Annotated in this window: 11 protein-coding genes; 9 read left to right on the forward strand and 2 right to left on the reverse strand. The window is 61.7% G+C overall.

The genetic code is table 11. The features are described 5' to 3' along the window. Positions 1-32: 32 nt before the first annotated feature. The 8 genes from C4J90_RS12210 to C4J90_RS12245 are packed head-to-tail and all read left to right on the forward strand — an operon-like array spanning position 33 to position 8,586. Positions 33-164: a type VI secretion protein gene (locus C4J90_RS12210; protein WP_124362636.1), complete on the forward strand. Its 132-nt coding sequence runs from the start codon at positions 33-35 to the stop codon at positions 162-164. An 18-nt stretch (positions 165-182) separates the two neighbouring features. Continuing rightward, on the forward strand, positions 183-971 hold the full coding sequence (gene tagH, locus C4J90_RS12215; RefSeq protein WP_124414569.1) for a type VI secretion system-associated FHA domain protein TagH: 789 nt from the start codon (positions 183-185) through the stop codon (positions 969-971). A 5-nt stretch (positions 972-976) separates the two neighbouring features. Beyond that, positions 977-1,462, forward strand: coding sequence for a type VI secretion system lipoprotein TssJ (tssJ, locus tag C4J90_RS12220; RefSeq protein ID WP_124370543.1), 486 nt, complete (start codon positions 977-979; stop codon positions 1,460-1,462). 1 nt (position 1,463) lies between these two features. Further along, complete coding sequence (gene tssK / locus C4J90_RS12225; protein ID WP_124362639.1) at positions 1,464-2,792, forward strand: type VI secretion system baseplate subunit TssK; 1,329 nt, start codon at positions 1,464-1,466, stop codon at positions 2,790-2,792. 5 nt (positions 2,793-2,797) lie between these two features. Further along, on the forward strand, positions 2,798-3,655 hold the full coding sequence (gene icmH / locus C4J90_RS12230; RefSeq protein WP_124419894.1) for a type IVB secretion system protein IcmH/DotU: 858 nt from the start codon (positions 2,798-2,800) through the stop codon (positions 3,653-3,655). Positions 3,656-3,674: 19 nt separating this feature from the next. Then, the gene (gene tssM, locus C4J90_RS12235) at positions 3,675-7,031 is read left to right on the forward strand and encodes a type VI secretion system membrane subunit TssM (RefSeq protein ID WP_124419895.1); all 3,357 of its coding nucleotides are present in this window, start codon (positions 3,675-3,677) and stop codon (positions 7,029-7,031) included. Positions 7,032-7,036: 5 nt separating this feature from the next. Then, positions 7,037-7,747, forward strand: coding sequence for a PP2C family serine/threonine-protein phosphatase (locus tag C4J90_RS12240; protein ID WP_124419896.1), 711 nt, complete (start codon positions 7,037-7,039; stop codon positions 7,745-7,747). Continuing rightward, complete coding sequence (locus C4J90_RS12245) at positions 7,744-8,586, forward strand: serine/threonine-protein kinase (protein WP_124419897.1); 843 nt, start codon at positions 7,744-7,746, stop codon at positions 8,584-8,586. The genes C4J90_RS12240 and C4J90_RS12245 overlap by 4 nt, the downstream gene beginning before the upstream one ends. Before the next feature lie 8 nt (positions 8,587-8,594). On the opposite strand, the gene C4J90_RS12250 is transcribed toward C4J90_RS12245, so the two are convergent. Both C4J90_RS12250 and C4J90_RS12255 read right to left on the reverse strand, forming a co-directional pair. Then, positions 8,595-8,924 (reverse strand): DUF6388 family protein, encoded by a 330-nt coding sequence (locus tag C4J90_RS12250; protein ID WP_124362644.1) that lies wholly within the window; start codon positions 8,922-8,924, stop codon positions 8,595-8,597. Between the two features lie 11 nt (positions 8,925-8,935). Next, entirely contained in the window at positions 8,936-9,190 is a 255-nt protein-coding gene (locus tag C4J90_RS12255) for a hypothetical protein (RefSeq protein WP_256658962.1), read from the reverse strand. A 341-nt stretch (positions 9,191-9,531) separates the two neighbouring features. On the opposite strand from C4J90_RS12255, the gene C4J90_RS12260 reads away from it, so the two are divergent. Then, the gene (locus C4J90_RS12260) at positions 9,532-11,601 is read left to right on the forward strand and encodes an EAL domain-containing protein (RefSeq protein WP_124419898.1); all 2,070 of its coding nucleotides are present in this window, start codon (positions 9,532-9,534) and stop codon (positions 11,599-11,601) included. Positions 11,602-11,789 lie beyond the last annotated feature (188 nt).

Genomic DNA, 11,789 nt, shown 5'->3' on the forward strand with positions numbered 1-11,789 from the left:
GTCGGCGGGCCTTTTCACCGAGGAGAAACCTGATGCCTGATCGTCCGTGGCACGTCGTCGTGCTTGTGTTGTGTCTGCTTGGCGGTTGTAACGCCAATTACGTATTCGATGATGCCCAATACCGTCCTTTGGGTGAGCCCCAGGCGGTGACCCGTGGCCGATAAGAAAGAGGGAGCTTGACCATGCGGCTTGTGTTTGAGGTAAGTGAGGCCGCAGGCGCAGACCCTGTGTCCACGGTGCGCAAAGTGTTTGACGGCGTGGGCGGTGTGATTGGGCGTGGCTCTGGCTGTGACTGGGTCATCCATGATCCCAGCCGGCTGCTCTCCAGTCACCACGGTTTGGTGGGTTACCGCGAAGGTCGTTACTTTCTGACGGATATCAGCAGCAACGGTATCGGCATGGCAGGCAGTTGCGAACGGTTGCACAAAGGGCAGGCGCGATTGATCGAAGATGGCGACGTGTTCGAACTGGGTGCGCTGTCGATACGTGCGCGGTTGATGGAGCCGACTCCACTTTTGCGTGAGCAGCCCATCACCACGGGAGTGCCGATTCCCGACGATGCTTTCCTGGCCCTGGACCCGTTGCGGGCACTGGACCTTGAGCATCAGCGACATAGCACCTCGGATGAACTGGCAGCTTTGAATGCGGGCGTTGGCGAGCCCGGAGAGTGGGCGGACCGGCACGCCGCCGACCGTGAGCATGTGGCAATGCCGTGCCGGGTGGAGCCCGTCAAGCAGCTTCCCGTAGCGGACTCTGTCGCGACGGCACCGCCGCCGGATGACGTCTTCTGGACGGAGTTTGCTGCGGCGCTGGGGCTTGACCTGGGCCGCCTTGACCACGTTGCCCGAAAGGCGCTGGCGATCAAGGTGGCGCGCCTTTGTCGGCTGGAGGTTGAACGGCTGCAACACAGCCGGGCCTTTGAAGAACAGGTTCGCCTGATCTCAACCCTGCACAGCGATTATCCAGGATGATGTCCATGTATCGAGTCACCCTCACGCCCCTGTTGCTCACGCTCGGCCTGTTGGCTGGCTGCAGCGCCGTATCGCCTTTTTCGACATTGACCAAACTGGACCTGGTACTGACCGCCAGTGAGCAGGTCAACCCGGACCTTCATGGCCGACCCTCGCCGGTCGTGCTGCAACTGATTGAACTGCGCCATGGCGTAGCTTTCGAGAATGCCGACTTCTTCAGCCTGTATGACCACGCCGAGCAGGTATTGCCAAAGGACTGGGTGAGCAGCGAGGAAATAGAGCTGCGCCCAGGGGACCGACTGGCGCTCAAGCTGAGTGTCGGGCCAAAAAGTCATTTTGTGGGCGTGCTGGCGGCGTACCGAGACTTGCCGCACGTTCAATGGCGGCTGCTCGTTCCGCTCACCGCGCAGCAATTGAACCGTGCCGAGCTGGTACTGGACCACGACGGAATCCGGCTTGCCGACCCGCGCTCCGGCAAGGAGGTGCAGTGATATGCACGCGCATAAAGTCATTTGGCAGGAAGGCATGCTGTTGCGGCCGCAGCACTTGCAGCACAACGACCGCCATTACCAGCAACAGCTCAACCAGACGCGTTTGCTGGGTCCTGACGCCTGGGGCTTCCTCACGCTGGAACTCGATGTGCAGTACCTCAACCTGGGCAAACTGGTGGTCACTCAAGCCAGCGGTGTGTTGCCGGACGGTAGCCTGTTCGACCACGGCACCGCGATGGAGCCTCTGGTATTACAGGTACCCGCCAACCCAGGGGAACAGGCTGTTTACCTGGCGCTGCTGCTGGCAACCGGCAATCAGATTGAAGCCCGCCAACCGGAGCAGGGCGATGTCCTGGCGCGCTACCTCGCTTGTGAGGTGGAGGTAGGTGATTCGAACGCTGGTGCCGACGCTCGCTGTCGAATTCACTGCGCGCGACCTGATTTGCGTCTCCTGCTGGGTGAGCAGCACAGGGAACAAGGCTTCGTCAGACTCAAGGTCGCCCAGGTGCTGGAGTCTACCGACGCGGGGGGCGTGCGCCTGGATGCGGAGTTCGTCCCGACGTTCATTTTTATGCAGGATCGCGGGTATGTATCGTCTTGTCTCAAGGAGGTGATCGGCCTGCTGGCGTCGCGGGGGGACGCCATCGCGGCGCGGATCCGGGGCGAGAGCAGCGCCGCCGGCACGCAGGTGGGCGATTTCCTCATGCTGCAAGTGATCAATCGTACCGAGTTGGAGCTGCGCCACTGCTTGAGCCAGGCCCAGGTTCGCCCTGAAGCGGTGTTCCGCGCACTGGTGGCGCTGCTCGGTGAGTTGTCGACGTTCGCCAGCGATAGCAGGCGCCCGGCGCTGGATGTGCATTACCGGCACGCTGACCAGGGGGCAAGTTTCCGGGGGCTGATGGAGGCTGTGCGTACGGTGCTGTCGGTCGTGCTGGAACAGCACTCCATCGAGTTGCCATTGCAACAACGTCAGTACGGCGTATTGGTTTGCCCGGTCAGCGACCTGAAATTGCTGGGTACGGCGACGTTCATCCTGGCGGCTACGGCGCAATGTGATTCGGAGACATTGCGCCAACGTCTGCCAGCGCATTTGAAAGTCGGCGCGGTTGAGCGCATACGCGAATTGGTCAATCTGCACCTGGCGGGTATCAAGGTCAAACCACTGCCCGTGGCGCCGCGCCAGATCCCGTTCCACGCCGCCAAGACCTATTTCATGCTGGACATGAATGCCCGCGATATCGCGCAGCTGGAGCAGTCGGGTGGCTTCGCGTTCCATGTCGGGGGCGAGTTCGCCGGGCTTGAGCTGACCTTCTGGGCCATCAGGAATTGAATGCTATGGACAGTGAATACTCGCAGGACGAAAAAACCGTCCTGCTCGATCGCGACGGCCACGGGCCCGCGCAAGGGCCGCTCACGGAGTTCCCGGCGCCGCCGCGCTATGAACAATTGCAGGACCGGATGATCTACGCGAGCCAAGCACTGGGTGCGCACAGCTTCACCACAGCGCTCAATCCCCTCGTGGTCGCCGCCTGGGAGCTATTGTCGCAAGTGGTCCAGCTCAAGGGCTGCTCCGGTCGGGAAAACCTCATCACGATCAACGACCGATTGTCATCCGCGGTGACTCAATTCGAAACCCGTGCCTTGCAGGGTGGCATTGAAAATACCCAGGTCATGTCTGCGCGCTACGTGTTGTGCAGCGTGATCGACGAAGCAGTCGTCACCACGTCGTGGGGCGCTCGAAGTGACTGGTCGAAGGTGAGCCTGTTGAGTCGCTTTCATCACGAGACGTTTGGCGGCGAGAAAGTATTCCAGTTGCTGGAACGCCTGGCGCGCGACCCGGTAAAACACTTGGCGATGCTGGAGCTGGTGTACCTGTGCCTGTCCCTGGGGTTCGAAGGTAAATACCGGGTGATGGAGCGAGGGGTAGTGCAACTCGAAGCCGTTCGCGATGGCCTGTATCGACAGATCAGGCAGGTGCGAGGCAATCCACCGTCGGCGTCGGTGTTGCCGGAAGGGCAGGGGCGCACGCGACGCAGGCACGTACGCGTCATTCCGGTTGGCGGGTGTGTGGCCTTCACGCTGTGCGGTTTGCTCGCGATGTACACGGGATTCGCCTGGGTGTTGGAGCGAGAAAGGGCAAGTGCGCTGCAAAGCCTTCAATTGTCGGCGTCGGATCTTACCCGCACGCCCTAGTAAACGCAGGGAGCAACGAATGAACGCATTCTTCAAGGGCGTGGGCGCCGTGCTGGCCAAGGTTTGGGTGTGGAGCCTGATGCTGGTGCTTTGCTGCGCTGCATTTGTGTGGTACGCCGGACCGCTGTTGGCCGTGGACGACCACCGGTTCTGGCAAAGCGCCACTGCCCGCCTGTTGACCCTCAGCGTATTGTTTCTACTGTGGGGATTGGCGATGGTCCTGGCTGGCGGGCGCCGTGCTGCAGGACTCGAAAGGCCGGCTCCGCCAACCGCTCATCCGCCATTGAGAGCGGTGGAGGACGAGCAGAAGCACGTCCGTGGACGTTTCAAGGAAGCCCTTCATCGGTTGAAAACGTCTGCGCGCTATGGCGAGCGCAACGCACGTTGGCGCCATGATTTGCCCTGGTACCTGGTGATCGGTGAGCCGCGCAGTGGCCAGACCCAACTGTTGGCGGCAGCGGGTTTGCAGTCACCGTTCGATCAGGTTGACACGCGGCCGACGGGCGGCAGCGGGCAGTGTGACTGGTACTTCGCCGATGAAGGGGTGCTTATCGACACGCCAGGGCGCTATCTGATTCAACCAGACCGTTCGGTGGATGCCGCCGGCTGGACCACGCTGTTGGCCAGCCTGAGGTGGCGGCATCGAGTGCGCCCGCTCAACGGCGTGGTGGTGACGCTGTCGGTAGACAGGCTCCTGAGCGGTAATGAGCATGACCTGGAGCAACTGGCGCGCCATGTCCATTCGCGCGTGCAGGAAATTCAGCAGGTGCTGCAGGTGGACGTACCCCTCTATCTGGTGGTGACCCAGGCCGATCGACTGGCGGGGTTCATCGAGTACTTCGACTCACCGTCAGGGGACGATGTCGGAGCGGTGCTGGGCCAACCTCTGGAGGCTGACAAGGCGGGCAATGACATCACCCAGGTTCGCCGAGCGTTCGAGCAATTACTGCAACGTTTGCACGGCGAACTGATTGAGCGATTGCATCAGGAGCGCGATGTCGAGCGCCGCGGGCGAATGCTTGATTTTCCCCAGCAGACCGCGCAAATAGGCGAGCGTTTGTGCCTGTTTATCGAGTGGGCGTTTTGCGCCCATCGCTACCAGCGCATCAGCGGCTTGCGCGGGTTCTACCTGACCTGTGCCAGCGACAGCCGCAGCCATTTCGTGCAGGGCCTGTTCAGTCGGGTGATCTTTGCCGGAGCGGACCTGGCCGCCTTGCAGACCCGGGAGCGCCAGCGCATCTGGCGGCGCAATGGGTTGCTGGGGATGGCGGCTGCGCTGGTCCTGGCGGGTGCCGGGGGGCTGTGGATGCACAGTTACGCGGCCAACCAACAACGTTTGGCTCATATCGCTGCACTTAGCGCCCCCGTCGTGCAGGGTAGCGATGAAACCTTGACACTCCTGGCGCTGCTGGACGCTCGCTGGGCGGCGACCCAGGTGTTTCCCACACCAGGCGACACTCCGCTGATCGAGCGAGCCGGCCTGTATCAGGGCGAGGTCAGCCGACCGTGGGTGGCGCGCGCCTATGAGCAGGCGTTGCAGCAGCGACTGCTGGGCCGCACCGTTGCCCTGCTCGAAGAGCAGGTACGCGCCAGCCTCGGCGATCGCGAGCGCCTGCTCGACAACTTGCGTGCGTACCTGATGCTCAATCTGCGCGAACGCCGGGATACCGCGTGGTTGGCGCAGCATATGGCCAGCCATTGGTCGCTGCGGTTTCCCGGTGATATGCCGGTACAGAAGCGCCTGAATGAACATTGGGCGCGACTGCTTGAGCAGCCATTTTCCGCCCGCCTCAACGACGAGTTGGTGGCTCAGGCGCGGGCCGCGCTGCGGGGCGAGTCATTGGCCGACGTGGTGTACCGGGTGCTGCGCGAACAATCGCGCGACCTGGAGCCGTTGCGTCTGGCCGAGGGCAAGGTCTTTGCCGCCATCGATCCACCGGTTCCTGGCTTCTACACCAAAAGGTATGTGCAGTACTTCGAAGCGCAAGGCCCCAGGCTGGTAAACGCCATCGCCCAGGATAACTGGGTACTGGGCGAAGGCACTGACTTGAGCAACGAGGATCTGCAGCGCTTGATGATCGAACTGCAACAGCGCTACTTCAGTGAGTATGCCCAGGCCTGGAGCGACGCCCTCGGTCGCGTCAGGCTGCTGCACACCGACGGCCTGCGCGAGGATGCCGAACGGCTCGCGGGGCTGACGTCGGCCCAATCGCCAGTCCTTCTGCTATTGCAGCAGCTTCGTGAAAATACCCGTTTACTGCCGGGCCTGGAGCTGCCAGCAACGATGGCCCAGCCGTCAGGCGCGTTGGGCGTGATCGCCAAGGCTGCGGTGGCGCAGGGGCAGGCTGCCTTGGGCGACTCGGCACGCCGGGCTTTGCAGCGGCGTTTTGAACCCTTGCATCAGTTGCTGGATGAGCAGCAGAACCCCAGCGCGGAGCTGGCCCAGGGGTTGCGCCTGCTCGACCAATTGCACCTGCAATTGGCGACGCTGAGCCGTGAGGGTTCGCCGGAGCAGGCGGCCTTTTTGCGGGCAAAGCGGCGGATGGACGGCCAGCAGGACGTGCTGGGCGACCTGCGTGCAGCGTCCAGCCGTTTGCCGCTTCCGCTTGCCGGTTGGTTTGAAGGGATTGGCGATCAGACGTGGCGCCATTTATTGGACCAGGCCTATGCCCATGTCAATCAGCGCTACCAGAGCGAGGTGCAGGGGCTTTACGCCAGGGCGATTCGCCAACGGTACCCGTTCAATGCCCACGCGACGAGTGATGTGGCCCTTGACGATTTTCGTGAGTTCTTTAAACCCCAAGGCGTGTGGGCGCGTTTTTACGAGGGGTACCTGCGCTCGTTTGTCACTGCGGATGGCACGCGCTACCGGTTGCGTGGGCTGGACGGACAGGGTTTGCCGATCTCGCGTTCGCTGCTGGATCAACTGACGAAAGCCCAGGTTATCCGACGCAGCTTTTTCACCGAAGATCAGGGAGAGTTGGCGGTGGGCTTTACCTTGGCGCCCTACAGCCTGGATCAGTCGGTCAACCGAGCGATCCTGCGATTGGGTGAAAAGCAGTTGGAATACCGGCACGGCCCGATCATACCCATGACGTTCCGGTGGCCCATCGAAGCAGATAACGGACGCGCCAGCCTCGTACTGGAGAGGGGGGGCGAATTGCGCCCCCTGGGTATCGAGAAGAGCGCCGGCGCGTGGTCGTTGTTCCGTTTTTTCGACTTGCTGCAACGCGAGCCTGCGAGTGACCGCAACGCGCAGATCGTCAAGGCTGACCTGGCCGGATTGCGCGCCAACTACCTGCTGACCAGCCAACGGACACCCAGCCCATTTGAGATGGACACGTGGCGCACCTTCCGTCTGCCGGAGCAACTGTGAACCCGATGCGGCCCACATGGCGCAGCGCCGGGCGTACACAGCGCGGGCAGTCACGGCCGCGCAATGAGGATGCCCTGCTCGATTGCGCGCAAGGAGGCTGTTGGGCGGTGGCGGACGGCATGGGCGGGCACCGGCACGGCGATCTCGCGAGCGAGTGGGTGATCAGCAGCCTGGCTTCGTTGTCGGCGCAGGGCAGCCTTGACCAGCGGGTCGATGCGGTTCGACAACGGCTGCAAGGTGTCAATCAGCGGCTGGCGGATGCGCGGCGCACCGGCAGTGCGACGATGGGGAGTACGGTGGTCACACTGTTGCTGGATAACGGGCGTGCGGCCTGTGTGTGGGCGGGGGACAGCCGCTGTTATTTGTGGCGTGAACAACGCCTGTACCAGCTGTCGAAAGATCATTCGCTGTTGCAGCGCCTCATGGACGAGGGGCAGTTGAGTGCGACGCAAGCTCGGGCCCACCCTGATGCCAGAGCCTTGACCCGGGCCATTGGCGCGCACGCGTCATTGCGGCTTGCGGTGCTGGAGCTCAGGACCCGCCCTGGCGATGTGTTTTTATTGTGCAGCGATGGTCTCTACCAGGCACTCAGCCATGTCCAGCTGGGCCTGGCGTTGAGTGCAGGCGGGCCGCAGCAGGTCGTGGAAAGATTGTTCGCCAGCGCGTTGCGCGCCCCGGCACGCGATGATTTGACCGCCGTCGTGGTGCACTCATGAGTGCGGCATCAACTCCCCCGGTTTTGCTCGTTGGCCGCTACCACCTTGAGCAGGTCGTGGGCCGGGGCGGGATGGGCGTGGTGTACCGTGCGCGCGATCTGTTACATGAGCAATTTGGCGAGCCTTGTTCCGCTGTGGCGCTCAAGCTGCTGGACGAGTCTTTATCTGCATGCCCGGACGCCCATGTATTGCTGTTCAGCGAGTTTGCCCTGGCGCGCCGCCTGCGACATGAGCGCGTGGTGAGGGTGTATTCGTTTGAGGTGGATACATCCAGCCAGATCGCCTTTTTTACCATGGAGCTGCTGCATGGCCTGACGCTGGACCGACTGCTTGTGGAATGCCCTGATGGATTGCCGTGGGCAGAGCTGCAACCGATTGCCCTGCAACTGCTGGACGCGTTGGTTTATGCCCATCAACACAACGTGCTGCATGGCGATATCAAACCGGCCAATGTCATGGTGGGCGAAGCGGGCGTGCGTTTATTCGATTTCGGCCTTGGGCAGTCATTTGCGCAGACCCCGGCGGACTTGGCGGCGGTGAATCGCAGCCGGTTGAATGCCTGGACCCGGGCCTATGCGGCGCCTGAATTACTGGCGGGTGGCGCGTTGACGCCCGCTGCGGACCTCTATGGCGTGGCGTGCATCCTGTATGAGCTGGCCCAGGGCAAGCGCCTCGGGGAACGTCAACCGGGCGCCGGGCTGCCTCGGCCCAGGCAGTTGCCCCGACGTTGCTGGCCGGCACTGCACACCGCCTTGGCGCAAGACCCGCAACGCCGGGCCCTGACGGTCGCCGAGTTGCGGCAGGTCATGGGGTGCAGGCGGCTTCGCTGGTTCGGCTAGCCAGAACGTCAGCCAGCCAGGTCATGCAGTTGGCAGTAGTCGGCCCAACTCATGCCGGCCATCTGTGCGACTTCCTTGTGCACCTCGAGGCGCTGAGTTTCGAAGGCTTCGCTGGACTCGGCAGTCAGCTTGAGGGTCAGCTCCCAGGCGAACAGGCCCTGGCGCTCGGCCTGCGCCTCGAACGCTTCATACAGACGCTCGGTACGATACTGCGCCACGGTTTCTCCCCTGGCCTGGGCAGCCAGTGGGTTGAGGTTGTTCAATTCAGCGGCCACATCCGGGTGTTCGTGCAGGAACCGGTCCAGTGCGCGTTGATAGTTATCGCCAGGTGCTGACAACGCCAAGCCCCTCAGCGAGAGAGAGGGGAGTCGACGTCGGGCGCGTGCCCGTCGACGTGACGCCGAGCGCGCTTGCGCGACCTGCGCTGGAGCCAGCGTTGCAACGGTGCCAGTAAAAAGAACATCAGGTAGGCGACAAGCACCAACGTCAAATCTATCCAGGTCTCCGCGACGGGCCCGGTATACAGTTCGATGACGTTCTTGATGATAAATAACAGCGCCACGCTGCACAGCCACAACAGGATGGTGACAAATAGGGGGCGCATGGTGCTGGACCGCTTATGGTGCATGGTAAGGCTCTCTCTCCTTTGTGCCTGCTTCTGGCCAGGCAATATTCCCTGAGTGGGCACCCGGTGTTAACCAGGTTGTAACATCCTTTAACAAACGGAAACGCGGCGGATAATACCGACTCAGACAGGTTTAGGGGATGACTCAGGTCAGAAAGTTCGATTTTTTATCTAGGAATTTTCACAGCCCCCAGGTTTTTTTTGCTGAAAAGCCCGGTGAGATGGCAAAAAGCTTTCGCGCCGAGCATCAGGGCGTGTAGCGTTGACGGGTATTCCGGCGCTGATCTCCAGACCCCGCGAATACGGGCAGAGGGCGGCTCATGGCGCAAACGCTGTTCAAACTTTTCCTTACCCAGCGCCTGGCGGCCCTGGCCAGTATCGAGTCGTTGCGTGCGATTCGGGAGGGATTGTTGTGGATCCTGCCGTGCCTGTTGGTGTCTGCCATTTTCCTGATCCTGTCCGAATGCGCCAAGGTGCTGGGCTTCAGCCCACCGATAGTGAGCTTTCTTTCGGGCCTGCATGACCGGATCAGCTCGGTGATTCCACTGCTGGTCGCCGCTTCCATTGGCTATATGCTGGCCATTCAGCACCGCTTGCCACAACTGCCAATAGCCTTTTTGTGCCTTGCCAACGTAGTGGTGGCCACGTTTCTTTTGCGCGAATACCCTCGGGCTTCGGCCACCTTCCTGCTGTTCATTGCCATCGCGTCGCCGCTGATCAATGTGCCGGCCATCGCCTGGCTGCACCGTTTGCGTTGGACTCGCCTGGTGAATGAAGTCCTGATCGGACACAACCTCAAGGGCACGATCAACATGGTGCTGCCCGGTGCGATCACTGCGCTGGCATTGGTGGTGGTGTTGTCGTTGCTGCTGCAGATCCCCTATGTGGCGCAACTGCAGGGACCGCAGGTGCTCAATACGTTACAGGCGCCTTACGGCAGCGGCCTGTTTGTGACCTTGATGAACTCGCTGTTGTGGTTTTTCGGGATTCATGGCGTGTACGCCATGCAGCCGCTGTTCGACGTGCTGGATCAAGCTGTGGTACTCAACGGCACCGCGCTGGCGGCGGGTGAGCCGGTCCAATACCTGCTTAACAGCGGCCTGTTGGGCAGCTTCGCATTTATCGGTGGGTCGGGCGGCGCGTTGTGCCTGCTCCTGGCAATCCTGCTGTTTTCCAGGAGCCAGTCCATGCGGTTACTGGCGATGGCCAGCTTGCCGCTGTCGTTATTCAATGTCAGCGAAGTGCTGTTGTTCGGTTTGCCGATCATCCTCAACCCGCGGTTGTTCATACCCTTTTTGTTGGTGCCGGCGGTCAATGCGACGGTGGCGCTGGCGGTGGTGCAACTGGGTTGGGTAGCACCGGCCGTGGCCAGCGTGCCGTTTACCGCACCGGTGTTGCTCAATGCTTACCTCAGTACCCATGGCGACGTCGCGGCCGTGGTATTGCAGGTTGTACTGATGGGCCTGGGGACGCTGGTGTATGCGCCGTATGTACGGGCGATCCATCGCCAGGCAAGTGACGGCGGCACGGTATACCTCAAATCCCTGGACATGACATTTCGCGGCCTGGAGGAGAAGGGGCGGTTGCTGGAGTTCGACCCGGTACTCGCGTCGCACCGCGCCCTGGCCCGGCAGGCCATTGAGTTGAACCGGATCCAGCAGATCAGCGACTACGAGTTCTATCTTGAGTTTCAGCCCCAGGTCTCCACCCGTACCGGCCTGTGCACCGGCTGCGAAGCCTTGATGCGCGCCCGGGACAGCGAGGGCACGGTGCATTCACCCTGGGAGTTCCTGCAATGGTTGGCACAGGCCCGGTTGATGCCGGATGTGGACGTGTGGGTGGCGTCCCAGGCCGTACGCCAGTATCAACAGTGGAAGAAGGCCGGTTTTGAATTGCCCATGACCATCAATGTCTCCAGCGTCACCCTCAAGGACGCGGCTTATGGTAATCGCCTGGTGGAAATTCTCGCCCAGGCCCAGGGCTGGGTGTCGGTGGAAATCACCGAAGATGCGCTGGTCAGCGATATCCAGGCGACCCGTCAGACCATCCAGAAACTGCAGGCATTGGGGGCAAAGGTATATATCGATGACTTTGGCACCGGGTTTTCGGCGTTGAGTTACCTGCATCAGTTTCCGGTGGACTTCATCAAGATTGATCGCAGCTTCGTGGTTGCCCAGCACGATCCCAAGGGCGCTCAGGTGCTGACCGGCATGCTGCGTTTCTGTGAGGCGCTCAACCTGGGCGTGGTGGTGGAAGGGGTCGAGACCGCCGAGCAATTGGCGTTTCTGAATACGGGGGCTGAGTTGTTCATTCAGGGCTGGTATTTCAGCAGGGCGTTGCCGGGGCATGAAGTGCCGCTGTTTGTGCGCGAGCGGGCGGGGTTGGCGTGATCTGGCAGTCATGGGCTTAAGTATCTACACAACTTTGCAACTTTGTAGCAGCCTACGGTAACCACGATGCGAAGCGAGTTGCTCTTGATCTTGCTCTTGATCTAGGCGCCCCGTTAAACCACGCTGGCCGGAATTCGATATTGATTTGGGGGGGTAAACCGGCAGGGATGCCGGTTTAGCCGCCCCGC

It is taken from the genome of Pseudomonas sp. R2-60-08W, from assembly GCF_003852335.1.
GTDB lineage: Bacteria > Pseudomonadota > Gammaproteobacteria > Pseudomonadales > Pseudomonadaceae > Aquipseudomonas.